The sequence below is a fragment of the Wolbachia endosymbiont of Oedothorax gibbosus genome (assembly GCF_936270435.1).
In the GTDB taxonomy this organism is placed as follows: domain Bacteria; phylum Pseudomonadota; class Alphaproteobacteria; order Rickettsiales; family Anaplasmataceae; genus Wolbachia.
On record NZ_OW370567.1, the window covers coordinates 127415 to 153195 of the forward strand.

Annotated in this window: 16 protein-coding genes and 9 pseudogenes; 10 read left to right on the forward strand and 15 right to left on the reverse strand. The window is 35.6% G+C overall.

Annotated features, from left to right (window positions below):
• The first annotated feature begins 64 nt into the window (after positions 1–64).
• Positions 65–2452: a DNA topoisomerase (ATP-hydrolyzing) subunit B gene (gene gyrB / locus NBW39_RS00660; RefSeq protein ID WP_250295322.1), complete on the forward strand. Its 2388-nt coding sequence runs from the start codon at positions 65–67 to the stop codon at positions 2450–2452.
• Between the two features lie 175 nt (positions 2453–2627).
• Positions 2628–4097 carry an Asp-tRNA(Asn)/Glu-tRNA(Gln) amidotransferase subunit GatA gene (gene gatA, locus NBW39_RS00665; RefSeq protein ID WP_250295323.1) on the forward strand — a complete coding sequence of 490 codons (1470 nt, stop codon included), beginning with the start codon at positions 2628–2630 and terminating at the stop codon, positions 4095–4097.
• A 427-nt stretch (positions 4098–4524) separates the two neighbouring features.
• Here the strand turns inward: gatA and NBW39_RS09120 are convergent.
• The 3 genes and pseudogenes from NBW39_RS09120 to NBW39_RS00680 all read right to left on the reverse strand — a co-directional run.
• A pseudogene (locus NBW39_RS09120) lies at positions 4525–4614 on the reverse strand (WPE palindromic element domain-containing protein); the annotation flags it as partial.
• 194 nt (positions 4615–4808) lie between these two features.
• A pseudogene (locus NBW39_RS00675) lies at positions 4809–6126 on the reverse strand (IS4 family transposase).
• A gap of 284 nt (positions 6127–6410) precedes the next feature.
• Entirely contained in the window at positions 6411–8096 is a 1686-nt protein-coding gene (locus tag NBW39_RS00680) for a recombinase family protein (protein ID WP_250295324.1), read from the reverse strand.
• A 314-nt stretch (positions 8097–8410) separates the two neighbouring features.
• On the opposite strand from NBW39_RS00680, the gene NBW39_RS00685 reads away from it, so the two are divergent.
• Together NBW39_RS00685 and NBW39_RS00690 are read left to right on the forward strand one after the other, a co-directional pair.
• The gene (locus NBW39_RS00685; RefSeq protein ID WP_256466314.1) at positions 8411–9091 is read left to right on the forward strand and encodes a reverse transcriptase domain-containing protein; all 681 of its coding nucleotides are present in this window, start codon (positions 8411–8413) and stop codon (positions 9089–9091) included.
• 87 nt (positions 9092–9178) lie between these two features.
• Positions 9179–10216, forward strand: a pseudogene (locus NBW39_RS00690) (IS256 family transposase); the annotation flags it as partial.
• On the opposite strand, the gene NBW39_RS00695 reads toward NBW39_RS00690, so the two are convergent.
• On the reverse strand, positions 10199–11071 hold the full coding sequence (locus NBW39_RS00695; protein WP_250294632.1) for an IS982 family transposase: 873 nt from the start codon (positions 11069–11071) through the stop codon (positions 10199–10201). The pseudogene NBW39_RS00690 and the gene NBW39_RS00695 overlap by 18 nt on opposite strands.
• Before the next feature lie 86 nt (positions 11072–11157).
• Between NBW39_RS00695 and NBW39_RS00700 the strand changes: the two are divergent.
• Positions 11158–11358 (forward strand): annotated as a pseudogene (locus NBW39_RS00700) (IS256 family transposase); the annotation flags it as partial.
• A gap of 60 nt (positions 11359–11418) precedes the next feature.
• Here the strand turns inward: NBW39_RS00700 and NBW39_RS00705 are convergent.
• From NBW39_RS00705 to NBW39_RS00715, 3 genes are all read right to left on the reverse strand, one after another.
• Positions 11419–12897, reverse strand: a complete 1479-nt coding sequence (locus NBW39_RS00705) for a UbiD family decarboxylase (RefSeq protein ID WP_250295325.1) — start codon at positions 12895–12897, stop codon at positions 11419–11421.
• A gap of 87 nt (positions 12898–12984) precedes the next feature.
• Positions 12985–14064, reverse strand: coding sequence for a Fic family protein (locus NBW39_RS00710; protein WP_250295326.1), 1080 nt, complete (start codon positions 14062–14064; stop codon positions 12985–12987).
• Between the two features lie 10 nt (positions 14065–14074).
• A complete protein-coding gene (locus NBW39_RS00715; RefSeq protein ID WP_250295327.1) occupies positions 14075–14227 on the reverse strand; it encodes a hypothetical protein in 153 nt (50 codons plus the stop codon).
• Between the two features lie 254 nt (positions 14228–14481).
• Here NBW39_RS00715 and NBW39_RS00720 point away from each other — a divergent pair, with 254 nt between their 5' ends.
• Both NBW39_RS00720 and NBW39_RS00725 read left to right on the forward strand, forming a co-directional pair.
• Positions 14482–15240, forward strand: coding sequence for a DsbA family protein (locus tag NBW39_RS00720; RefSeq protein WP_250295328.1), 759 nt, complete (start codon positions 14482–14484; stop codon positions 15238–15240).
• Between the two features lie 418 nt (positions 15241–15658).
• Positions 15659–16168 carry a TIGR02217 family protein gene (locus tag NBW39_RS00725; RefSeq protein ID WP_250295329.1) on the forward strand — a complete coding sequence of 170 codons (510 nt, stop codon included), beginning with the start codon at positions 15659–15661 and terminating at the stop codon, positions 16166–16168.
• On the opposite strand, the gene NBW39_RS00730 is transcribed toward NBW39_RS00725, so the two are convergent.
• Positions 16151–16977 (reverse strand): IS5 family transposase gene (locus NBW39_RS00730; protein WP_250294694.1). Its coding sequence is split into 2 segments (ribosomal slippage): positions 16151–16590 and positions 16590–16977, totalling 828 coding nucleotides; the frame shifts between segments, so codons are not numbered across the junction. The two genes, NBW39_RS00725 and NBW39_RS00730, sit on opposite strands and share 18 nt — an antisense overlap.
• A gap of 55 nt (positions 16978–17032) precedes the next feature.
• On the opposite strand from NBW39_RS00730, the pseudogene NBW39_RS08655 reads away from it, so the two are divergent.
• A pseudogene (locus NBW39_RS08655) lies at positions 17033–17161 on the forward strand (DUF2460 domain-containing protein); the annotation flags it as partial.
• Between the two features lie 351 nt (positions 17162–17512).
• Here NBW39_RS08655 and NBW39_RS00740 read toward each other — a convergent pair.
• The 3 genes and pseudogenes from NBW39_RS00740 to NBW39_RS00750 all read right to left on the reverse strand — a co-directional run bounded on the left by NBW39_RS00740 (position 17513) and on the right by NBW39_RS00750 (position 20429).
• A protein-coding gene (locus NBW39_RS00740) for an IS5 family transposase (protein ID WP_250294658.1) occupies positions 17513–18302 on the reverse strand; the annotation gives its coding sequence in 2 pieces (ribosomal slippage) (positions 17513–18040 and positions 18042–18302; 789 coding nt in all).
• 75 nt (positions 18303–18377) lie between these two features.
• Positions 18378–19600: pseudogene (locus tag NBW39_RS00745) on the reverse strand (IS4 family transposase).
• Between the two features lie 460 nt (positions 19601–20060).
• Positions 20061–20429: a hypothetical protein gene (locus NBW39_RS00750; protein ID WP_250295330.1), complete on the reverse strand. Its 369-nt coding sequence runs from the start codon at positions 20427–20429 to the stop codon at positions 20061–20063.
• Between the two features lie 73 nt (positions 20430–20502).
• Between NBW39_RS00750 and murG the strand changes: the two genes are divergently transcribed.
• Positions 20503–21540 carry an undecaprenyldiphospho-muramoylpentapeptide beta-N-acetylglucosaminyltransferase gene (gene murG / locus NBW39_RS00755; RefSeq protein WP_250295717.1) on the forward strand — a complete coding sequence of 346 codons (1038 nt, stop codon included), beginning with the start codon at positions 20503–20505 and terminating at the stop codon, positions 21538–21540.
• Positions 21541–21789: 249 nt separating this feature from the next.
• Here the strand turns inward: murG and NBW39_RS09125 are convergent.
• The 4 genes and pseudogenes from NBW39_RS09125 to NBW39_RS08660 all read right to left on the reverse strand — a co-directional run.
• A pseudogene (locus tag NBW39_RS09125) lies at positions 21790–22180 on the reverse strand (IS6 family transposase); the annotation flags it as partial.
• An 86-nt stretch (positions 22181–22266) separates the two neighbouring features.
• Complete coding sequence (gene lepB, locus NBW39_RS00765) at positions 22267–23013, reverse strand: signal peptidase I (protein ID WP_370273675.1); 747 nt, start codon at positions 23011–23013, stop codon at positions 22267–22269.
• 460 nt (positions 23014–23473) lie between these two features.
• Positions 23474–24352, reverse strand: a pseudogene (locus NBW39_RS09130) (transposase).
• A gap of 16 nt (positions 24353–24368) precedes the next feature.
• The gene (locus NBW39_RS08660) at positions 24369–24497 is read right to left on the reverse strand and encodes a hypothetical protein (protein WP_256466296.1); all 129 of its coding nucleotides are present in this window, start codon (positions 24495–24497) and stop codon (positions 24369–24371) included.
• Positions 24498–24667: 170 nt separating this feature from the next.
• Here NBW39_RS08660 and NBW39_RS00780 point away from each other — a divergent pair.
• Positions 24668–25770 (forward strand): annotated as a pseudogene (locus NBW39_RS00780) (transposase).
• Positions 25771–25781: the final 11 nt, after the last annotated feature.

Below are 25781 nucleotides of genomic sequence, written 5' to 3' on the forward strand. Positions count from 1 at the left end.
AAAATGTTGCTAACTAGTATATCTGAATGTAACATCAATTAACGTGTATAAATAAAGCAATCTAATGGAAAATAGTTATAATGCCGATGCAATAAAAATCTTAAGGGGTCTTGATGCTGTAAGAAAACGTCCAGGTATGTACATTGGTGACACTGACGATGGATCTGGCTTGCACCACATGGTATATGAGGTTATTGATAACGCAATAGATGAATCTTTAGCTGGATATTGTGATAAAATTGAAGTTAGCATAAATAAAGATGGTTCAGTATCTGTAACTGACAATGGTCGTGGCATTCCAACTGACATTCATGAAGAAGAAGGAATATCAGCAGCAGAGGTAATAATGACTCAACTCCATGCTGGTGGTAAATTTGACAGTAATACCTATAAAGTTTCTGGAGGATTACATGGTGTTGGAATCTCAGTTGTGAATGCATTATCAAGCTGGTTGGAATTAACTATTTGGCGTAATAAGAAAGAACACTTTATGCGTTTTGAAAATGGTGAATCTATTGAACCTTTAAAGGTAGTCAACGAAAATACAAACAAAAGAGGAACTAAAGTCACGTTCATGCCATCAACAGACACTTTTAATGGCATTGATTTCAGTTACTCAACGCTTGAAAGTCGTATAAGAGAATTAGCATTTTTAAATTCAAATATCGACATTACTTTACGTGATCTGCGCAATGAACCATATACAGAATCTCATTTCAATCAGAGCAACCAATCTAAAGACAATTTTGGTACAGCGAATTTTGTGCGGTACTTAGATAAGAATAAGACACATGTAACTAAAATTGCCAGTATGAAAGGAGATGCAGAAGATCTTGGCATCAGCTTGGAAATATCGATGGAATGGAATGATTCCTACTATGAACATATGTTATGCTTCACAAATAATATAAGACAACGAGATGGTGGTACGCATTTGGCAGGATTTAGATCTGCACTAACTAGATGTATCAATAACTATGCAACTAATGAAGGGTTTTTAAAGAAAGCAAAAGTAAATTTAACTGGAGAGGACGTTAGAGAAGGTTTAACTTGTGTTTTATCTCTCAAGATGCCTGATCCTAAGTTTTCTTCACAAACAAAAGATAAACTAGTTAGTTCTGAAGCACGTGCAGTTGTGGAGAGCATAGTTTCTGATAAATTGAGTACAATCCTTGAAACTGATCCCAAATTGGCAGCAAGCATAGTAGAAAGAGCAATCAGGTCAGCAAAAGGAAGAGAAGCTGCAAGAAAAGCGCGAGAGTTAGTTAAAAGCAAAAACAATATTGATATTGCAACTCTGCCAGGAAAGCTTGCTGATTGCCAGGAAAAAGCCCCTGAATTATCGGAATTATTTATAGTAGAGGGTAATTCAGCAGGTGGCACTGCAAAGCAAGGGCGTAATCGTAAAACACAAGCAGTGCTTGCCTTAAGAGGAAAAATTCTAAACGTAGAACGTGTAAGTTTAGATCGTATTTTTTCATCTGCAGAAATAGGCTCTTTAATTACTGCAATTGGTGCTGGAATAGGGAGTGAACACTTCGATATTGAAAAAGCTAGATATCATAAAATCATCATCATGACAGATGCAGATGTTGATGGTTCACATATAAGAACTTTGATTCTAACTTTCTTTTTTAGACATATGCGTGAAATTATTGAAAAAGGCTACTTATACATAGCACAGCCACCCCTCTATAAAGTTACAAAGAATGCTAAAGACACTTATATAAAAGATGACGAAACCTTTGAAGAGTATATAATAAACTCAGCAGTTAAAAGATTAACACTAAGTGGTGCAGCTACAGAATTTAACGACTTGCGCCTTATTTTGAATAAATGTGTTAGCACTTCTAATATTAGCAAAAATTATGATAGAGAAATACCACAAAATCTCTTAGAGTCATTGCTAATTTTAAGCAAAAAGAATGCTCTATCATCGGCTGATGAGATATTAAAGTATTTAAAATTAATGTACAGCGAATATACTTGGGAAGTAGAAATAAAAGATGAAGAAAAAGAAATTCACATCTCTAAATTATTTCAAGGATTGGCAGATAAATATATATTTGCACTTAGTATGCTTGAAGGCAAAGATATGCAAAACATATTAAGTTTGCTTGATGGTATAAGTAATTTATTTAATGGTGATTCATTTTTAAAGTCACAAGAAACTGAAATAAGAATCACTTCTCCAAGTACGCTTGCAAAAATAATAATGGACTATGGTAAAAAGGGTTTAACTCTGCAGAGATTTAAAGGTCTTGGTGAAATGAATGCTGATCAGCTATGGGATACTACGTTAAATCCTGAGGCTAGAACTTTACTGAAGGTTGAAATAAAAGATTGTGAAGAAGCTGATTCCATATTTTCAATACTAATGGGCGATATAGTTGAACCACGCCGTGATTTTATCAATAGCAATGCACTTAATGTGCATGATGTTGATATTTAAATTTAGAAGACACATAAACTTAGCAAAATGTACGAACGTTATGTTTTGAAAGTGATTATAGTAAGGTGTACAATTTTGCTTCATACACAGATCTCACTTCTAGCTGCAACTATAAATGTATGGATTTTTTATCGTGCCATGTTATAATTAACGTCTTGCTAAAAATTAAATATTGATGAATGAACTAAGAAAGTTAAGTATTACACAAATGCATGACGGGCTCAAAAAAAGGAGTTTTTCCGCTGTTGAACTCATGGAGGCGCACATCAGTGCGGTTGAAAATGAGAAATTAAATGCATTTATAACAAAAACCCCAGAGATAGCAATGAAAGCTGCTAAAGCTGCAGATGAACATTTCTCTAGGCAAAAGGATGATTTAATCTCGCCGCTCATGGGTATACCAGTTGGCATCAAAGATCTATTCTGTACAAAAGGAATAAAAACAACAGCATGCTCAAAAATGCTGGAAAATTTCGTTCCGACTTACGAATCTACGGTGTCTGATTTGCTTTTAAAAAGTGGAGCAGCCATGCTCGGTAAGCTTAATATGGATGAATTTGCTATGGGTTCTGCGAACACAAACAGCTATTTTGGCCCTGTTGAAAATGTGTGGATTAGAAAAAGTGATGGGGAAAAAGTTGTGCCTGGTGGATCATCTGGTGGATCTGCAGCATCAGTTGCTGGATTTTTGTGTGCTGGAGCGCTAGGAAGTGACACTGGTGGATCTGTACGCCAACCAGCAGCTTATTGTGGAGTAGTTGGAATAAAGCCAACTTATGGAAGATGCTCGCGTTTTGGTATGATTGCATTTGCAAGTTCTCTGGATCAAGCAGGAGTCATTACTCGTTCTGTCTCTGATTCAGCACTAATGCTGGAAGCAATTTGTGGCTATGATAAAAAAGATTCAATATCGAGCGAAAAGCCAGTGCCTAAATTTTCTAGCTTTATAAATGGTGATGTCAAGGGTAAGTGTATTGGTATACCAAAAGAATATAGAATGGATGGAATTTCAGAGGAAATAGTTCATAATTGGGAAAGAGTTGCTTCCTATTTAAAAGAAAATGGCGCTGAAGTTGTTGACGTTACTCTGCCACATACTAAATATGCAATACCAGTCTATTATTTAATCTGTTCTGCTGAAACTTCATCCAATCTTGCTCGTTACGATGGTGTGCGTTATGGGTTAAGGGTTGATGCTGATACCCTTGAAGAAATGTATTCACTAACAAGAGCAGAAGGTTTTGGTAAAGAGGTGAAAAGAAGAATTTTAATTGGCGCTTATGCGCTTTTCTCAGGTCATTATAATGAATATTACGAAAAAGCGCAGTGCATTAGGGCATTAATCAGAAATGATTTTATAAAAGCGTTTGAAAAAATAGATTACATACTTGTGCCATCTGCTCCAACAGAAGCTTTTGGATTAAATGAAAAGCCAGATCCGCTAATTATGTGCATCAATGATGTGTTTACTGTGCCGGCAAGTCTGGCAGGATTGCCTGCTATTTCTGTTCCTGTTGGGCTCTCCAATGAGGGTTTACCACTTGCCTTGCAAGTGATTGGAAATTATTATGACGAAGCTGGAATATTAAATGTGGCAAGTGTGATAGAGCAAAATTGCGGCAGAATAATTAGACCTCTTGCATAGTCTTTGGCCTTACTATTACCCACAAATATGAACGTTTGTTGCATAGCTCTTAATGGTATAACTTTTGCTTGAAATAACTGTTTATATGGTGCAATTTACAGCTTTTAGTTGCTAAAATTATAACTCTTAATTTAATAATTTTAATCTAATAATCTTTCAAGTTAATAAAATTAAATTATTTGAGTAAATACAATACCATGTCTTTATTTGTGGGTAATAGTAAGTTGTTAGCGGGATCTGATACCAAGTCTCATTAATAATAAGACAAATAAAAATAGCCCTTTTGCCTGTAATTGCAGAGTTTAAGCAAATTTATAACATGTCCTATTTGTCTTCCCAATAACAAAGTTTGGTATGAGATACCGCGAATGAATCGCGGTATGACGGTTAAGTAGGGTGTCATCCCAGTGCTTGACACTGGGATCTAGTCTTTATTATGCAGCCACTTATTTAAAGTTAAGTTTTCTGGATCCCAGTGTCTGGGCACTGGGATGACAGGAGAAGGAAGCACTGGGATGACATCATAGGGGCACTGCCGTCTTGCCAGTATCAAGCTACTTGCATGACACCATCATAAAGTGTCACATGCTAGGATAACAAAAAAAGGGCACTGTGACGGACTTAAATCACAATTATCAGTTAATACTAATCGCGGCATTACAAAAAAGCCAAACTTTTTTCGGGAATGTTCAAAAAAGCATACGCGTCAAGTTAAGAGATTGTGAGCAAATTTAGAGAGGTTAAAGTGGATACTCTAGCCCTTCTACGTTTGTCTTTTAATGAAAATCGCGACCAAGTTATAGTGAGTTTTTTAAGAAATGCTTTTAAACTATTAATTTTGGTTAATACTAAAAATAACTCTCTAACCCGCCTTTTTAGCTCAATAAATGCCTTTGTTAAGCTAAGTTCTGTATTCTTTTTCACTTCTGTGCAACCAACTATGCCGTGAAATATAAGAATTGCGCACAATTTAGCATATAGTTCACATAATACTCTGCATGGCTTTCCTTTTAGCTTATCAAGCCTGATATGGCTTTTATACAATTTAAATAATAACTCAATTTGCCACCTTACTCTGTAAATCGTTAATACTTGCTCAGCACTAATTTTATTTTCTGGAACATTAGTTATAAATATTGACCAGTTCAACAATTTTTGATTTCTTTTAGAGGATGTATATCCCTGCGATCTTGCTAATCTATTAGCTTTCCTTCTTCTGGCCATAGACTGTTCTTCAGTTAGTTTCTGACATATAATTCTTACTCTAATTTTTGCTTCTTTTCCTAACAATACCTCGTTTTCTAAAAATAACTTATCCTCTAAACATTCTAATAACTCCATTTTTTGATTTGTTTCTACATCATATATGTTGGTATCAACGACTTATGAAATAAGCTCCTATTTCATTGATTTGTTTAAAAGAACTTGGCACAAAATAACCGAGATCAGATATTAGCAAATCATTGCTTAATATATTACTTAAATGTTTCCTATATCCCTGGTCTGATCTTACCCCCTCCGTTAAATTAAGTTGGTCTATTATCTGATTCATGTAGTCGAAAACTAATTGTAACTTTATTCCAGACTTAGTATTGCTTTCATAGCCACTGTAGCTAGTACCATAACCTTTATACATCTCTTCCATACTGTTAGGTAGAGTAATATAGCTACTGTCCAATAATTTAACACTATTAAATTGCTGTAAGATTTTGCAATCAACTTGCAAGATATTTTTAAAGAGAATCACAGATTCATTATACATCCTTTTCATAAATTCCACTGCTTCTTCAGTAAATCTAAAATCCAAACCTTGTTTTGTTATATCTATCGAGTCCTCGTTTAGTAATTGACACATTGTTTCTATGTTGCAATCATCAACTCCTATGTTACCAAAAACCATAGCTTTTATGAATGATGAGCCATTAAGTTTTCTCTTTCTTTTTATAAAACCTACTGCAATTGATATTTCGTCTGCTTTTTCATTAAAGAATTCATTGAGGTCTTTTGATAAGCAAGCTATTCTGTCCATTGTAAGTTCTCTCATTCATATATCCAAGAGAATTTATACCTTATTATTTTCCTTCACTCTATCAACTTTACTTACACTTTTCCTTAACTTGACGCGTATGGTTCAAAAAAGTGTGTCAAACCGAAAAAAAAGTAATAAATTAATATAAAAAAAAATGGAGGTTTGACATGAGTGCGTCAAGGGAAGCGTTTAGAAAACAGTTGGTGAAAATCCAACCTAGGCAAAGTCTAGCCAACAGCCTAGAACAGACCATTATGCTGCGTAAGGTAACGAGCGTAGTAAAGCTAATGGAATGGACAATACAGGGTGCAACGAAAGTAAAGGTAGTTACTCCGCCAACAATGTTGCAAATTTTTCTTTTCTTCTCCATTATGTCCAGGAAAGTTTGATAGTTCTTTTACACGAAACACCACGTTTACGTCTTCAAGGTCAACTTCAATTCTCTTAACCAATGTTCTAATAATACCGCGTTTAGTTAGCCATTCTGCGCTATCAAGGTTTGATGTAATATTGGAAGAAAAGTCTTCTAAATTGGTCACGACCAGAGTTACTTCCTGTTCTAATTTCTTTTGATCAAATATCCTCTTCTTCTCCTCTTCAATTGTTTTTAAGCTTTGTTTCATCGCTTTGATTCGTGGTTCAAATTCTTCTTGATTAATATATTCTTGGGCATAACTATCAATAAGTCTAGCAATGCCTCGTTTTAATTTATTTTCTTGCTTTTCAAGCAAATCGCTTTTTTTATCCCACGATGATTTTTTAAGCTCTAAAAGTCTACGTTTGTATTCTTCTAAAATTCTATTTGGATTTTTCAATAAATGCTTAACTTCTTCCCACACAGCTGTTTCTAATGCATCTGTACGAATGTGTTTATTATCACAAATTTTGTTACCACCAAAACGGTAAGAATCTCTACCAATACAACGATAATATGCATAATGCTCAACTTTTTCTCCTCGTTTATTTCTTACAGGACTTCCATAATATGCATAACGACAACGCTTACATACGACTAAACCTTGTAATAAATACTTTGCTCCTCTTTCTCTTGTCCTGGCTATTTTTCTGTTCTCAGCTAACTGTTCTTGAACCATATCAAATATATCTTCATCCACTATATTTGGCACTTTAACATAAACCCAATTCGCTTTTTCGACAGGATAAATGGAGTAATTATCTTTTGGCTGTTCACAAGAATGTTTTTGTGGTCTTATCTGTTGTAACCTTACACCTACCTTTGTTTTACCAAAAGCTGCTTGTCCTTTGTAAGCGGGGTTTTTTAACATACCCCAAATTACACTTCTATCCCAGCACTTTTTTCCTGTTCGTGTCATAATGGACATAGTATTTAGCCGACGACATACTTCCCCAATACTTGCCCTTTCTCTGCCTATCCACAAAAATACTTTGCGAACAACATCAGCTTCTTCTTCGTTAATTTCAAATAAAGCTTGTCCTCCTCCCATATACTTATCTATATAACGATAACCGTATGGAGCTCCTCCCATTACACTTACACAACCTTTATTAGCCGCATAAATCTTTCCACGACGACTTCGTTCCATAATTTTTGCACGTTCATATTCTGCTATCATACCTTGCATTTGTAACAGCAATTGGGATTCTGGGTTATCGTTAATCTCATAATTTAAAAAAACCGCTTCTGCTCCTGCTTTCTGAAATTCTTCAAGCAATATCATTTGATATGCATATTTTCTAGATAAACGATCAGGAGAATGAATGTAAATTTTATCAATTTCACCTTCTATTACTTTATCACGTAATTTTTCTAGACCAGGACAGACTAAATTAGATCCACTGTAGCCATTATCAATAAATTCATGCTCTCTCAATAATCTGTACCCATCCATGCTAATCTGCTTCTCTATAGCTGCAACTTGGCTTGCTATTGTATTTTCTTGTGCTTGTTTCCCCGAAGAAACTCTTGCATATAAACTCACTGTTACCATTTGATCCCCCTTGAATCGCACTTTTATGTTTTAAGCTTTTTTGACTTACTTGCTTTGATGCTGCTCTTTCATAAGCATCTAACAAATACTTTTCTGACAACCGATTAGGCTCATAGCTACAGCTAATCCGTACAGCCGATCTCTTATTCCCCATGAACTTTCCTTGAAATAATATGTTCATATCATTCATTGAAGCTGATGGTTAATTGATTATTGGTGCTATAAATAAATAGCTCTCTTGGTTTTGGACACAGAAGTTTTCGAGAAATGCTTTTCTCTAATTTTACGTTTTTTGCAACATTGTTGGCGGAGTAATAAGCCCTGTATTGGCAAATATATATTTACACTATGTACTAGATCTATGGTTTGAAAAGAAAGTAAAACAAGAATCTAAGGGGTATATGGAGCTAGTCAGGTACGCAGATGACCTTCTGGTGTGCTGTGAAAGTGAGGAAGACGCTAAAGAATTTCTAGAATCATTGAAACAAAGATTAGCCAAGTTTGGTTTGGAAATATCTGAAAATAAAACAAAAATAGTAAAGTTTGGTAAGAAAGAATGGTATCAAGCAGAAAGAGAGAAACGAAAGACGGAAAGCTTTAATTTTCTGGGATTTACACATTATTGTGGGAAAAGTCGAAATGGCAGACTTATGATGAAGCAGAAAACTTCAAAAATAAGCCTAGCCAGAAAGATTAAAGAAATCAAAGAGTGGTTGAAAGCGGTTCGGAATCTTATTCGTCTCAAAGACTGGTGGCAAATACTCAAAGCCAAACTAAGAGGACACTATAACTACTTCGGGATTAGCGGAAATTATCGATGGCTCAATAAGTTTAATTGGGCAGTAAAGAAGCTAACGTTTAAGTGGATAAACCGACGTAGCCAGAAAAAGAGCATGAATTGGGAACAATTTATGCATTATACACAAGTCAATCCACCACCAAAACCAAAAATATGTTTTTCCTTATATACACAGGAGGTATGTCGTGAACGCTAATATTGTGGAGCCGTGTGCGGGAAAGCTGCATGCACGGTTCTTGTGGGGGAGTTATAGAAGCAAAACTCAATCAAGGGGGATAGGACTATGACTTCTACCGAACGTCAAAAAATAGTAAACAGAACTTTGGTAGATTATAAAGAATTAGAAACAAATATCTTGTCATCTATACGAGAAGGAAGACCGTTGACAGGTAGGGATGGTGCGCTAACACCATTGATAAAAAAGCTGTTGGAGGCGAGTTTGGAAGGTGAAATAGAAAATCACTTATTAGCTAAAAGTGAAGAGAATAATCGAAGAAATGGGAGAAATGGAAAGACTTTGCGGACAAGTGCTGGTTCATTTGAGCTGTTAACACCAAGAGATAGGGAGGGAACCACAAATAGTCAAAAAAGGCAAACAAACTTACATCCAGAGCTTGAAACGAAGATTTTGAGCACATTTGCCAGTGGTATGGGCTATAGAGATATAGCGTCACATATTGAGGAAATTTATGATCACAAAATATCGGCAGCAGAGATATCAAGTATTACTGACAAATTGCTACCGGTAATCAACGAATGGCGTAGTCGTCCGCTGCAATCTGTATATCCGATAGTGTTTATGGTTTTTTAAGGTCAAAGAGGATGGACATTGTGTAAGTAAATGTATGTACAATATATTAACAAAATGGCAGAAAAGAAGTATTAGTTGGCTGAAAGTGAAGTTCTGGTTGGGAGTACTAAATGATCTCAAAGAAAGAGGAGTAGAAGATATCCTGATTGCCTGTGTGGATGGGCTAAAAAGCTTTCCTGCAGCGATAAATAGTGCGTTTCCTAAAGCAGAAGTACAGCTATGTATAGTACATCAGATAAGAAATTCTCTAAAATATGTATCCAGCAAAGATGTGAAAGTTTTCATGAATGATCTGAAAAAAATATATCGTGCTGCAAGCAGAGAAATTGCCGAGAATTACTTACTTGAGCTAGAAGAAAATGGGGCGAAAAGTATCTGTTAGTTGTGAAATCTTGGCAAAATAATTGGGAAAATTTGTCCGGTTATTTCAAGTATTCTGGCCCAGTCAGGAAGCTAATTTATACTACCAATCCTATTGACCCCAGTTATGGATTAACCAACGAAGTAAAGCTGAGAAATACAGGGCTTTTTCGATTGCATTGAATAAGAAATGAGGGTAGAAAAAATATGTACCAAGAAATTTACTGTGGATCTATGCCGAGTGTGCTCAAGTTCAAATTTGTTTTTTAGGCAGCCAAAAACCGTTTCAACAATCGATCTTTTCCCTAGTAAAATCTTCTCTTTCAGCGAAATCAGTGCATTTTTCATACCTTTTTTCACTTTAGTGACGAGTTTTAGACCTCTATCGAATAGTTTCTCAAAGAGCTCTTTCTTTATATAGCCCTTATCTCCAAACAAAAGTCCAGTTAGTTTTTTGGTTAGAGTTGGTACAGGTTTTCTGTCATCGACGTTACCTCTGGTTAGCGTAACACCTTGAATTTCACCTATTTCATTGATTACTACATGTAATTTAAAACCAAAAAACCAGCCGTAAGTATTCTTTCCTAACTCTGCTAATCCTTTGAAAACCTTATTTCTTGAGATTCTTTTTCGATGGCATACTGCTATTGAAGTAGAATCTATGTAGGAAATCCCGGTCATTTTTGCTTGTTCACAAAACCATTGCAAAAGTAATGCTAAATACCACAAAACTCGCGGCTTTAAGGCAATAAATCTGTGATATGAAGGCAGCTTTGAAAACTCTGATCTATAGAATAACTGAAGATAACAAAGATAAAAAGCCTTGAAGTTTTTACATGGTGATTTATGGTATAATAGGATTATGGTTAGAATTTCTGAGTGCGCTATTTCTGGTACTCTGGTTGGTTTTTTGCCGTTTGATAAGAACCTATTTGCAAAATTATCATCTACCGCACGACAAAAATCCTCGACGCAACAGTACAGTTCTGTAATATCTTTCTTCATGGGTAACCTCTTATTATTACTAAAATACTCGAGTTTACCCTGTTTCCCTCTTCTTAGTTATACTTTTATCTATTTTCTAATCCATAACTGAGGTTATTGAGGGATTGCATAGACAGATTAGAAAATTTACTAAAACTAAGGGCTCATTTACCAGCTTGTATAAACAGGTGTATTGTGCTATAAAAAAGGTAGAGCAAAAATGGATTATGGCTTTGCCTAATTGGGCTTTAACTATGTCTCAATTTGATATCTTCTTTCCCGGCAGATTGAAAATTGAGTTGAACTAAAAATGCGGTTTGACACACTTTTTTGAACATTCCCCTTTTTTCTGCTTTTATGCAAGAAGTCTAGTCCATATATTCCTCCCACTTTTCCGTAACTTTTCTTACTATTTCCTCACTCATCTCAATTTTCTTTCCCCACTCTCGTTTGGTTTCTGGCGGGATTTTATTTGTCGCATCAAATCCCATTTTACCTCCAAGTCCACTTTCAGGAGAAGCAAAATCTAAATAATCAATTGGTGCATTCTCTATCATGATTGTGTCACGCACAGGATCCATTCTTGTTGATACTGCCCACATCACTTCCTTCCAATCACGTATATTTATATCATCATCAACAACGATAATAAATTTCGTGTATAAAAACTGCTTGAGAAAAGAAAGTATGCCCATAACAATTCTTTTTGCATGTCCGGGGTAAGATTTTTTTATCGACACTACTGCTATTCTATATGAACAACCCTCCGGCGGCAGATAAAAATCCACTATCTCTGGAAATTGATTGATAAGAATGGGCACAAAAATTTCATTGAGTGCTTCACCAAGTATTGATGGTTCATCAGGTGGCTTGCCAGTGAAAGTGCTAAGATATATCGGGTTTTTACGCATTGTAATTGCAGTAATGTTAAATTCTGGAAATTGCTCAACAGAATTATAGTAGCCAGTGTGGTCTCCGTATGGCCCTTCGTCTTGATATCTATCCAAACTCACATAGCCTTCCAGAACGATTTCTGCGTGAGCTGGCACTTGAAGTGGTATAGTCTTACAATTTACAAGCTCAAGAGGTTTTTTGCGCAGCAGTCCAGCAAATTGGTATTCTGACAATGTTTCTGGCACCGGGGTTACTGCAGCAATAATCGTTGCAGGGTCACTACCGATCACAGCAGCAGCGGGAAATTTCATATTTTGTTCCTTCTCTTTCCACCGTTTATGGTGACCTGCCCCTCCACGATGTGCAAGCCAGCGCATTAGAGTCGTTTTTTTATCTATAACCTGCATACGATATATTCCAAGATTGAAATTATCTTGTTTATCTTTCGTGGGTCCTTTTGTTACCACAATCGGCCAGGTGATAAGTGGTGCAGGTTCATTTGGCCAGCATGTTTGAATGGGCAGTAGACTTAGGTCCACTTCATCTCCGGTTAGCACCACCTCTTGACATGGAGCCTTGCTCACGACTTTGCTTCGCATCGATAACACGACTTTTAATAGAGGAAACATTTTTATAACATCCTTAAAGTTTTTCGGTGGTTCAGGAGATTGCAAAAATGCTAAAAGTTTACCAAGATCTCTTAGTTCATTAGGATTTATGTTCAACCCCAATGCAATCCTTTCAATAGTACCAAATAAATTCACCAAAACTGGAATCGAATTTTTGCCATTTTCTGTGATAACATTTTCAAAAATGATCGCTGGCCCTTTGCTTGATAAAACTCTGCGATGAATTTCTGTCATTTCAAGAACTGTTGAAACCTCTTCCTTAATCCTAATCAGATCCTTTTTTTCTTCTAAGGCTTTGATGAAGTAGCGTAAGTTGTTGTACATATTCCAGTTTTTAAAATTTTAAGTTTACATTTAGTTTTCAAGCACTTTATTGAAATTTGATCTATGCACTTTCTAGCGAGCTTTCAGTTAATTTGAGATCAAATCTTCATATTGCTTACTAAGTTTGTATTTCCTTCCTCTATTGGAAAAATCTATAATCTCAATAAACCCCATTTCCACCCACTTTTTACAAAGTTGCGCACTGGTGCGAGGCTTAAAATTAAATAGTTCGCCAACCTGACTAGCTGTAATCATGGAAAATTCCCCAAAGAGCTCAAGAGCTTTGCGTTGTTTAGGATCAAGCTTACGTATAAGATCAGTCTGATCAGCGTGGTATTCTTCTTTATTTATACGTTGTAAAACGTTCTCAAATGAATTTACCATACCTTCTACGAAATACTCCACCCACTTAGTGATATCTGCTTCAGCTCGTCCCATGTAATAGTTGTGCGATGGCCCTACACTAATTGCTTCGTAATATGCTCCTAGATTTTTAGCATAATATTCTTCCAATGAGTAAAGTCCTTTTAGGTCATATCCACCAAGGTATAAAATTAATGTAGTCAGCAATCTTGCAGTACGACCGTTACCATCATAGTAAGGGTGAATTGTTACAAATTGATAATGAGCAATACCTGCAATAATTGGGTAAGGCACTTGTTCACTGTCACGAATCCAATCAATCATACTGCTCATGAGCTTTGGTACATCCTTTGCTTCAGGTGGCATATAAATTATTGCACGTGTACGACTGTCACGAATAACGTTTTGACCATCTCGATAAGGTGTTGGCTTCACTTTAGATTTTCCACTTGCCATTACTAGGGCATGAAGCGTTTGAATGGCTTTCTCAGTAATAGGGATCGTTCTCGCTGCCCATTGTTCAACTTGAGTTAAAGCTGCATAATATCCTTTAACCTCATTTTCATCTCTCCTATATTTTGGAAAGTGGCTTTTACCACTTAAAACCTCTTCAATCTGTTTAGGCTCAAGTCGATTTCCTTCAATCATAGTAGAATAGTGTGTGGTATAAAGCCGTGCAGTTTCACGAAGAGACGAAAGCATCGATACAGTGAGTGGCAAATGTAACACTTTTTCTTTTGCTGCTTCAATCCTCATAAGGCAATTAGCAATTTTAGAAGTAATTGTATAATTTGGTATCGGCATAATATCTGCATTACATTACCCTTATATTATGCTGATAAAATGCAGATAATGCAACATTCACACGACGCCGACCATAAACAGCAATAAATTCGGCTGATTGAGAAAGAAGTTTGTCTTGTAGAATAGCTATTTCTTTTTCTCTACCAATTGTCGGTTCACTCATATGTTTATTCCGCGAAAAATAATACACAGCGGAAACAACTTAAATCTATGCTCCGCGCACCTCTGCTGTTTGCATCTTAAACTTTCTGATTAGTTTTGCGCTTAGTTTTTATTGTTAAAGTTTGCATTTGAGGCAAAACTGGTTATAAAATACACTTGATATAAATGTTTTCATATATTAATATTAGATGCTTCTTTTAATATACAGATAAATGTGTACTAAAGTTTTATGTTGTAGGTTTTTAAATAAATTGTATGTCTAGAATATCGTTTTTATTGATTTTAATAATAGCAATAGCAAGCTTGCCGATAATAAATAATTGGCTTGCAAAACGCAATCAACCCCTGAGCGATGATTATATAGGTGAGAAATCAGATAATTATATAAGTAGAAATTTTGATAAGATCGTAAAAACTCCCAAAGAAGAGTCGATTAAAAGTAGTTACGCTGCTCGAGATAATGTAACCAAAAGTAAAATTTCACAATACAAGGATCAAATATTTGACCTTACTTATCCTTACTCCGGAAATGAAAATAGTAGTGTTGTAGCTGCAGGCTTCTTTGACTATTCTTGTGGATATTGCAAGACTATAAAAGACGATATAAAACAGTTAATTAACGACGGTAAAATTAAGTATATCTTTAGGGATGCTCCAATACTTGGTAATGACTCTTTAAGGGCAGCAAAAAGCGCTTTAGCTGTTTACTTTATTGATAAAGAAAAATATTTCGACTTTCACTATTCTGCTTTAAGTCACAAAGGAGGATTTTCAGACGAAAGCATATTGGATATAGTGAAAAGCATAGGAATTGATGAGGATGATTTTAATAGTTCCATGAAAAATAATGCAGACAAGATTGAGCAAATGATAAATGGCAGTAAGCTCCTAGTAAGAGATTTGGGAGTAGGTGGCACACCTTTTTTAATAATAGGAGATAGCCTGTTCATAGGAGCAACTGATTTGAATGTATTACGCAAAAAAGTAGATGAATTAAGTCACAAGCAAGATTAGTTTCAATTGCCATAAAATTTTATTTTTTTGCTTGACAACTCAAATGAACCTGAGTATAGTAATTGCATAGCTGTACGAATATTCATTTTTGAAGGTAAATTGCACAGCAAATGGTGTCATTCCAGTCTGGAATCCAGAAGTTTTTCTTATAACTGAGCTGATGAGCTAAAGGTAGTTGTCTTACGCTAAAACAAACGTTTTTAATTAAGTTGCATAGAAGTTGGATCCCAGTGTCTGGGCACTGGCCCACTGGTGGCCCAAACTACAACGTTCGTACAGTTGTGATAGTAATTGTGGGTATGACAGCAGTTTAACTCAGTGGTCTCATCCACTTTCCATAGCGTCATTTACTATGTGAAACGCTTTCAAATTATAACATTTTTTTCAACCAAACTATTTCATTTTTACAGGAGGACATATGTCATTCACAGAAATTAGATTTCCAGAAAATATATCTTATGGTTCCGCTGGAGGACCGGAATTTTCCACTGACGTTGTAACAACTCATAACGGTTGTGAACAGCGCAACATCAATTGGTCTCATGCACGCACTAGATACAACATAGCTTACGGGGTCAGATCAAACGAGCAGCTAACAGAACTCATAACATTTTTTCATGCACGAAAAGGTAAAGCAATAGGGTTTCGTTTTAAGGATTGGTCAGATTTTATAGCCATTAATCAAGAGATTGGTATAGGAGACGATAAAAAAACGACCTTTCAACTGATGAAAACTTACATAAGTGGAAAAGACAAACATACACGTATGATCAAAAAGCCAGTGCATGATACAATAAAAATTTACTTAGATGGTGAAAAGACAGAAAAATATTCAGTGAATTATTCAACGGGAGAAATCACGTTTATCAAACCACCAGTAAAAGATGTGATAATAGACCTCTTTCAAAATTCACATCATCAACTCTAGATTGTAAATTCCAGCTATCAAATTGAATCTCAATCCAAAACGTTTTCGCCGATTGCGATATTTATCTGCAATAATTTTAAATCTTTTAAGCAAACCGATTACATTCTCAACCACAACTCTTTTGCTTGCAAGCTCTTGATTTTCTTGCTTTTGTTTCTTAGTCAATGGGTGCTTTTTCGTTTTTCTATGTGGCAATTCAACATTTGCGTGAATTTTTTGTAGACCTCTGTAACCGCTATCTGCTAGGACTTTGATACTTGGTAGTATGTGCACTTTTGACTCCTTAAAAAGCCGAAAATCATGTTTCCTACCATTTGAAAAAGACGTGCAAATGATCTTTTTGCTTTCTTTTTCCGAAATAATCTGTGTTTTTATACTGTGCTTTTTCTTTTTTCCTGAATAAAATCTTTTTTGCTTTTTTTGGGTCTTTCCACAGGAGTTTCTGTTGCATCTATCACTAAAACCTCATATTCTATATCACTTTTTAGAACCTCTTTTCGCCCTGGCAATGCAAAATCCGGATGTTTTACCAATGTATTTTCAATCCACTTTATGATTTTATAGGTCGTACTTTCGCTCATACCATAACTTCGACCAATGTGGAAATATGTCCGATATTCACGAAGATATTCCAATGCCATAAGTAGCCTGTCTTCTATACAGAGCTTGCTTTTACGCCCACTTTTTGCTTTTTTCCTTCTATCTTCTTCATCTAAAATTTCTACCATCCTGTTGAAAGTTGCCTTCTTTACTCCTGTCAGACGACGAAACTTCTCTTCATCTAACTCCTTAGTTTCTTCATATCTCATACTTTTAAATGTATGATTTTATACTAATTTTTTGCTCTTTTCCAATTTTGAAAGAAGTCTAATCACTGCGAGCTTCGAATTTGATGTGCCCGTGCGCTTTGATACAGATTACTTAAACGCTTCTATTGATGACTATGGAAGCAATAGCTGGAATAATATCCCCTTGGTGGAAGTGAAATTTTAGTTATATAGATCTACATCATAGTAGGGCTACCATAAATTGAAAAAATTAAGCACCACTGAGGCTCTATATTTAAATGAGCCTCAGTATATGTATCTGTTCAGCAGAGTGGCAAAATAAGGTAGACGAGAAAAGACAACTATAGGAACAAATGGGTGTCATGCAAGTAGCTGACACTGGCATCCAGTCCTTTTGCACAGTTCCATCAAAAACGTTGTAAAGCGTTTTCGTGTTTACCAACTTAGTGCCCAATCTGGATCCCAGACTGGGATGACAAGAAAGGGAGCACTGGAATTTTTGTTTCAGCATTAGCCATGCATCTGAACAGACAATGGCGTCAACTTAAGAACCTGTTTAAAATCTTCGTAATAAGAGAGAAATGAAGGAGAGAACAACCATCTGTAAGCTAGTGTTGAGTTTCCGCTCGCAATTTTTCCACAAACGCCTACATTTTTCCAACCAAGCAAAAGAACGCTCAACAACCCATCTCTTTGGCAATACAACGAAAGAGTGTAATTCACTTCGCTTTATTACCTCAACAGTTGCACCAATAGTAGCTTTTATTTGAGTTGCAAAATTTTCTCCTGTATAGCCAGCATCAACCAGTATATTTTTAACTTCAGAGAGGTTTTCTTCAGCCTTTTCCACCATTTCCACAGCACTGCTACGATCAGTTACTTCTGCCGTTGTTATATGAATTGCATGTGGCAAGCCTTGCGTATCAACTGCAATATGACGCTTTATGCCTGAAATCTTTTTACCTGCATCATAGCCCTTTTTTTCAGCAGTATCTGTGTTTTTAACACTTTGTGCATCAATTATACAGAAACTGGTTTTCTCTTTCCGACCATTGCTGATACGAACCTCTCCAACTAATTTTTTTTAAGACTACTTCCAGCAAGCTTGGTTCTGCTCCATTCTTTTTATTCCACATTTGAAAATAGTAATACACGTTCTCCCACCTTGGAAAATCTTTTGGCAGCATTCTCCACTGGCAGGCGCTTTTTAGGATATATAGCACTGCACAAAATACATCATACAAATCAAGTTTCCTTGGTTTTGTTTTCTTTCTGCTACTCTCCAGTATTGGTCTGATTTTTTCAAATTGTTCTTGACTTATATCGCTTGGATAGCTTTTTTGCATAGATATACCTCTTTCTTAACTATGCCTACTTTACCTCATATTTTCGAGATCCTTAACAGGTTCTAAGAGCATACATTAGCAAACTCTCCTAAAGACATGATGGCGTTTGGGCTTATCTACTTTATTGCGGCTATACAATCTTCCCGGTCGGATCTTAACTTTGGCGCGTATACTTAAAAAGGGCTTGAAAATCTTTTGGCGCAACGAGCACTTGATAAAGTTTCTGTCTCATCACACCAAATAAAACTGAAAAATTTAAACGGTACTCGGCAATTTGATCTGGGTTCCAAGGCCCTTGTGCATCACACATATGAAGCGATAATATATTGCACATGACCAAGTTTGCCCAAAATTCTTGTAATACAGCCTCTAAATTTACCCCAGAAAAATTCTCTAACTCTGCTCCTACTTTGAGTCGTTTGTAGCACTCTTCTATGTGCCACCTTAATACATAAGCTTTACTGATATCTTCCAAAGTAAATTTTTCTCGATCAAAAAGTGAAGTAACTAATACCTCTGTTTCTCCGTTAGCTAATGTCAGCTCTTACTTTCTGTCCTTTCATTTTATTTTTTAGCTTTTCATTTTCTAATATAAAATCAAAATCTGATTCGCCAGATGCAATTCGTTCCCATAGCTTGCTATAATTTCTTTTTTGCAAGCGAAAAATAAAATCTACTTCCAAATCATCATGCTGCTGAATGAATTTTACTGAAGGATAACCACGATCATAGATAAATAATAATTTCTTTTGATTTAATGAACGCATTTGAGTGATAACTTCGGGTAATTGCTCTTCCGCCAACGTTTGTTCCCAAGCCGCAAGGCGAGCACTGCAAATCAGTGAAGTACATAAATCAACAAACAAAGAAACTCTTGCCAATGGTGGCATTGTGCCTGTTGTTCCATTTGGTTTAAAGCGGCCAAACTCGGATACAATTTCCTCAGAGCTGGGTAATCTCATACCAGAACCATCTGCTGCAATAAGTCTATAGCCTCTCCAGCTCAGATTCATCTTGATAAGCTGTTTGGATGCTTAGCTCCAATAACTCTTTAAAACCTGTATTTATACCTTGCTTTAGAAAAAGCTTGCTTTGAGGGTACATGTCAATGGCTCCATAAGTTCACATTCTATTCCCAAACTTTTTTTAACTAACTTTAAAATCATAGAAAATACTGTCGTAAAAGGGAGTTTTCTTGTTCGCGTGAAACTGTTCTTTCCAACACAATGGATTCTCTGAAAAGCTTTCGAGTATATTATATTTTTAATTTGTAGAATAAAATTTTTTCCTTTTTGCATGTTTTACCTAAAAAGGACACATTTTAGACTTCTTTGTTGAAATAAAACAGCAACAAAAGTGCTATTTATTGCAGCTTTTGGGTAATTTAATGGTAAAAATTTTAGAGAGAATTTTTATACACTATCACCGATATTTTTCCTTAAGTTGACGCCATTGTCTGTTCAGATGCATGGCTCATGTACAAATATTGAAACAAAAATTCCAGTGCTCCCTTTCTTGTCATCCCAGTCTGGGATCCAGATTGGGCACTAAGTTGGTAAACACGAAAGCGCTTTACAATGTTTTCGATGGAACTGCGCGAAAGAACTGGATGCCAGTGTCAGCTACTTGCATGACACCCATTTGTTCCTATAGTTGTCTTTTCTCGTCTACCTTATTTTGCCACTCTGCTGAACAGATACATGCGACAGAACCCTTAAAACCACTATGACCCTATGTATCTTTTTTTAATACTCTATGTCACCTATTTTTTTGCCACTTCTCTGAGCAGATACCTTTAATTTCAGCACATTGATTACCAGCATCAGAATTCTGTAACTCTTCTTTCAATCCCTTAGCTGCTTCTTTGACTTCAAGATTTGCCTTTGGATGAAGATCTTCTGGGCCTTTTCGTTTAGTATCCAAACTTTGTTGTAGATTAGTGTTTTTCATTTTATTATGCTGCTCGTGCTCAGGTAGGTCAACAACCGAATTGAAAAGAATTTTTATTATATTTTTTAGCAGTTCTAAAAAACCTCCGCTTCTGCCTTCTCTTTGTTCTTGAGGTTTATTTTTCTCATTAGGTTCTCTTTTACTACTACTTTTAGGCATGTTTAACTCAACTATCATAAAGCTTAATAAAATTCTACGTGCAAATTATTAAATAACAGTTAACAATCTAGTGTTAATTTGTTATTTGCAGATGGATATTATTTTAGCAACAGGTGGCACAGGTGGGCATATCTTTCCGGCCATAGCCTTAGCAAAAGCACTAAAGACACAAGGATACAATTGTATATTATTCGCTGATAAAAAAACAAATAAAAATACCGACATAGAAGGCTACATTTTACCATTACGTAGACCAAGCGGCAACAAATTTAAGTTTTTCCTTTTATTAATATATAGCTGTGTATTAGCACTACATAAAACAAGAAAATTAAAACCAAAGCTAATAATTGGTTTTGGTAGCTATGCTTCTTTTCCAACTCTTTTGGCAGCAAAGGTTCTTTCTATACCTATAATTTTACATGAACAAAACACAGTTTTAGGGAGAGTAAATAGATTCTTTTTCAAGAGTGCAAAATTAATTGCAACCAGCTTTCCGGAGACTAAATATGCAGAGGGCAATAAATGTATTTTTACAGGAAATTTTATTGATATAAAAGCACAGAGCCATTCTAGCACTGAGAAAATCCTAAACATATTAGTCATAGCAGGCAGCCAAGGTGCAAATTTTTTTGATGATGTAGTAAGTAGCGTAATTTGTAATTTGCCTATTAAAATGAAAAAGAAAATTAGAGTGACGCAGCAATGTACGAAGAAAAATGCAAACAAGGTCAAGAGTCTATACAAAAGTGAAAAGATCGATTGTGAATTGAGTGAATTTTTTGATGATATGGAAAATAGACTGGCCAATGCTCACTTGGTAATTAGCAGAGCAGGAGCAACTTCAATAGCAGAGATCACTCTTGCTAGGCGTTCTGCTATATATATTCCTTACCCTTACTCAAAAGATAATCACCAATTTTATAACGCAAAATATATTGAAGATTCGGGGGCAGCTGTAATAGTTGAACAAAATAGTGAAGCAAAAAAAAATCTAACAGAGTTACTATTTGATCTACTCAGTAATTCTCAAAAATTGCGTGATATGACCAATAATACAAAAAAAACAGGGATAAAGAATGGGACTACTGAGTTTGTTAAGGTAGTTGTTCACACAATGGCGTCAACTTAAGAGCCTTCATTAGCAAACCCTCCTATGGATTTTCTGAAAAGTTTTTGAGTATATTGTATTTTTAATTTGTAGAATAAGATTTTTTCCTTTTTGCATGTTTCACCTAAAAAGGATACATTTTAGACTTCTTTGTTGAAATAAAACAGAAACAAAAGTGCTGTTTCTTGCACTCTTTGGATAATTTAATGATAAAAAATTTAGAGAGAAATTTTATACACTATCGCTGATATTTTTCCTTAAGTTGACGCCATTGCCTGAATGGATACCAGCAGTATTACTGCCACTTTTATCAATTACTACTGTCTCAGAAAGATTATTCTCCCTGAAGGCTTTACAAAAGAATGCAAGTGCTGCAGACTTGTCTCTACGAACACGCAGCTACAGTATGTGCTCTATATAAATAAACCCATTTACCGTTTAATTTAATGTAGCATTCTCCAGCTACTACCAACTCACTTCTTTCTCTTCCTTACCGCCTCATCTATCAGTGGTGATAACCCATCTTTGTAACGTAGCATGGTCAACTTTCGCTCCCCTTATACTCATCATCTCTTCCAAATCTCGATAGCTCAAAGAGAATCGACATTTCATATATACAGATAACATCTCCTGAAAAGCTAAATCCTTTAAAATAGGGCAATAATTTTGCGAAACATCTTTGCTTTTTTTTAAGATTTATATCACTCTTCTTTCTACTTTCCTACAAATGCGACAGAACCAAAAAACTTACACAACCTTATGCAATACCCTATTTAATCTCAAAGCAACAGGTAACCTGAAATTAAATGGTAACCAATCGACCTTTCCTAATTTAAATGATAAACCAACTATGCTTACACGCCCAATGATATTTTCCATTGGTACAAAACCAACTTCAGAAAACCTACTATCTAAAGAATTATTTCTATTGTCTCCCATAACAAAAAATTGATCATCAGGTACATAATAAACCGGAGTGTTATATGATAGCTTATGAGAAACGTTATCTATCAAAATCTCATGTTCCTTGCCACTTAAAAGCGTTTCTATATATCTTGGTATGTTACGATTTGACTCATAATCAAGAAAATTTCCAATAAGCTTTCGTTGTATTTTTTGATCATTTAGGTATAATTCTCCCTCTATCATTTGCACTTTATCACCTGGTATTCCTATCACTCGCTTAACAAATCTAGGGCTGTTGTTTCTTGCAAGTTTGAAAACTATTATGTCACCACGCTCTGGAGAGGTATAAAAGATTCTGCCGCTAAAGATGTTTGGAGAAAATGGAAAGGAGTGTTTACTGTAGCCGTATGAGTATTTACTAGTAAAAATATAATCCCCTTCAAGTAAGGTGCTTTTCATCGAACCAGAAGGTATATGAAATGGCTCGAATAAAAAACTACGTATTGATAGTGCAATCAACAGTAAAAAAAACAATGAAGATAAAAATCTTCCTGCTCTTATCACCCAATTTTTGCTTAGCTTTTCCAACTTTGTTTTTCTTATAAATCAGGTTTATTATAGCACATAAATTGAAAAGTGGTAATGTGAAATTTTACTTGTGAATGTTATTCCTCTATTCAAAACAATTTTGAAAAAGCGGTTCATTTCTTTCAATGGTGTCATCCAAGTAGCAGGCTTTATGACAGCAGTGCCCAATCAAAGTAGCCTCCTTTTTTTGTCATCCCAGTACCCTCTTCTTGTCATCCGAGTAGCTGACACTGGTTCACTCTATAAATAGCAGTGCTCCTTTCTTGTCATCCGAATAGCCCCCCTTCTTGTCATCCCAGTGTCACGCACTGGGATGACAGGGGAGGGAGGCATTGTCCTCTTGGATGGAAACCAGTGTCAGCTACTCGGATGACAGGAGAAGGTATTAGGATGACACCGTCATAAAGTAAAATGAGATCCCAGTGGGCTTTGTTGCATCGCACCTTATACTGGTAGTAATTTACGATAAATTCATGTAGCCATTTCGCATACCAATGTCAGTGAATTTATTGAGCAAATAACACTTGAGTCGCAGTTCCTTCTCACGATTAACCTCAGATTTGTTCCGAAAACTAAACCAGAATGTTTGTTTCAGTCGCGAGAAAAAACCTTCTACATAAGATCTTTTCCCATAATTTACTTTCTTTTTCCATTCTTTCACGCCATCTTCACCGTATAATTTTATTAATCTAATAGCAGCATTTCTGTCAGACATATAATCTATTTCTGGATGTTCTGCCGCATTGTTTATTGGTGGAATTTTTGCCTTTATATCATATTCGTTACACAATTTATAAAACTTGTGCCTATCATATGCCCTATCTGCATATAGTGCTTTTATGGCATGAACTTCTTTAAGCAAATCACAAGCTCCATAGTGATCAGACCGTTACTGTATTTTACAGCTATATATTCAACATTACATGCAATTTTCTATAGCTGCGATACTTTCTATCTTCGCTATTTTCCTTCAGGAGTGTTGTTGTATATCTGTACTGTCTATAGCAATTTCGATATCTTCCATGTTATTTTCTGCAATCATTTATCTTAATATTAAGTTTCTTTTGATGCTTGTGAATAGCTGCAAATTTCTTCCTATTTGTTGCAAATATCCTTTTATAAACCCTACCGTTTGTCTTAAACCAATTCTAAAAAGATTGACGATTATATGCACCAAAATTACAACTTTATCACTATAAATATAGTTGCCGCCTTGCATTTTTGGACTATTTTCATACCAATTTTCGATAGCTTCATCGATGTAACGAAAAATATTTCCTCTTTCTTGCAAAAATTTGTTATATTCGTTTTGGTTACTGACTCTCATTTTTTGTGGCATATTTTTTCTTCAAAGGTTAAATGGCTATTTTATAATGAATTTTGTCAGTAACTGCCAGATTTTTTCGGTTGCTATGCAACAAAGCCATTCCAGACTGGGATGACAAGAAAGGGAGCACTGGAATTTTTGTTTCAGCATTAGCCATGCATCTGAACAGACAATGGCGTCAACTTAAGGAAAAATATCAGCGATAGTGTATAAAATTTCTCTCTAAAACTTTTACCATTAAATTATCCAGAAGCCGCAGGAAACAGCACTTTTGTTTCTATTTTATTTCAACAAAGAAGTTTAAAATGTGTCCTTTTTAGGTGAAGCATGCAAAAAGGAAAAAATTTTATTCTACAAATTAAAAATATAATATACTCGAAAGCTTTTCAGAGAATCCATTGTGTTGAGTTTCACGCGAACAAGCTTTTACGACAGTATTTTCTATGATTTTAAAGTTAGTTAAAAAAAGTTTGGGAATAGAATGTGAACTTATGGAGCCATTGACATGTACCCTCAAAGCAAGCTTTTTCTAAAGCAAGGTATAAATACAGGTTTTAAAGAATTTAAGCATCCAAACAGCCTATCAAGATGAATCTGAGCTGGAGAGGCTATAGACTTATTGCAGCAGATGGTTCTGGTATGAGATTACCCAGCTCTGAGGAAATTGTATCCGAGTTTGAACCAAATGGAACAACAGGCACCGCTGGCAATTTGTTTGTTGATTTATGTACTTCACTGATTTGCAGTGCTCGCCTTGCGGCTTGGGAACAAACGTTGGCGGAAGAGCAATTACCCGAAGTTATCACTCAAATGCGTTCATTAAATCAAAAGAAATTATTATTTATCTATGATCGTCTTCAGATTCAGCAGCATGATGATTTGGAAGTAGATTTTATTTTTCGCTTGCAAAAAAGAAATTATAGCAAGCTATGGGAACGCTGGCGAATCAGATTTTGATTTTATATTAGAAAATGAAAAGCTAAAAAATAAAATGAAAGGACAGAAAGTAAGAGCTGACATTAGCCAACGGAGAAACAGAGTTTTTGACCGAGACTTTGGAGCAAAGCTTATGTATTAAGGTGGCACATAGAGGAAACGACTCAAAGTAGGAGCAGAGTTAGAAAATTTTTCTGGAGAGGCTGTATTACAAGAATTTTGGGCAAACTTGGTCATGTGCAATATATTATCGCTTCATATGTGTGATGCACAAGGGCCTTGGAACCCAGATCAAATTGCCGAGTACCGTTTAAATTTTTCAGTTTTATTTGGTGTGATGAGACAGAAACTTTATCAAGTGCTCGTTGCGCCAAAAGATTTTCAAGCCCTTTTTAAGTATACGCGCCAAAGTTAAGATCCGACCGGGAAGATTGTATAGCCGCAATAAAGTAGATAAGCCCAAACGCCATCATGTCTTTAGGAGAGTTTGCTAATGTATGCTCTT

Coding starts and splice junctions, on each gene's coding strand:
- gyrB (WP_250295322.1), top strand. CDS start 65: ATGGAAAATAGTTATAATGCCGATGCAATAAAAATCTTAAGGGGTCTT.
- gatA (WP_250295323.1), top strand. CDS start 2,628: ATGAATGAACTAAGAAAGTTAAGTATTACACAAATGCATGACGGGCTC.
- NBW39_RS00680 (WP_250295324.1), bottom strand. CDS start 8,096: ATGGTAACAGTGAGTTTATATGCAAGAGTTTCTTCGGGGAAACAAGCA.
- NBW39_RS00695 (WP_250294632.1), bottom strand. CDS start 11,071: ATGAAGAAAGATATTACAGAACTGTACTGTTGCGTCGAGGATTTTTGT.
- NBW39_RS00705 (WP_250295325.1), bottom strand. CDS start 12,897: ATGTACAACAACTTACGCTACTTCATCAAAGCCTTAGAAGAAAAAAAG.
- NBW39_RS00710 (WP_250295326.1), bottom strand. CDS start 14,064: ATGCCGATACCAAATTATACAATTACTTCTAAAATTGCTAATTGCCTT.
- NBW39_RS00715 (WP_250295327.1), bottom strand. CDS start 14,227: ATGAGTGAACCGACAATTGGTAGAGAAAAAGAAATAGCTATTCTACAA.
- NBW39_RS00720 (WP_250295328.1), top strand. CDS start 14,482: ATGTCTAGAATATCGTTTTTATTGATTTTAATAATAGCAATAGCAAGC.
- NBW39_RS00725 (WP_250295329.1), top strand. CDS start 15,659: ATGTCATTCACAGAAATTAGATTTCCAGAAAATATATCTTATGGTTCC.
- NBW39_RS00750 (WP_250295330.1), bottom strand. CDS start 20,429: ATGATAGTTGAGTTAAACATGCCTAAAAGTAGTAGTAAAAGAGAACCT.
- murG (WP_250295717.1), top strand. CDS start 20,503: ATGGATATTATTTTAGCAACAGGTGGCACAGGTGGGCATATCTTTCCG.
- NBW39_RS08660 (WP_256466296.1), bottom strand. CDS start 24,497: ATGGCTAATGCTGAAACAAAAATTCCAGTGCTCCCTTTCTTGTCATCC.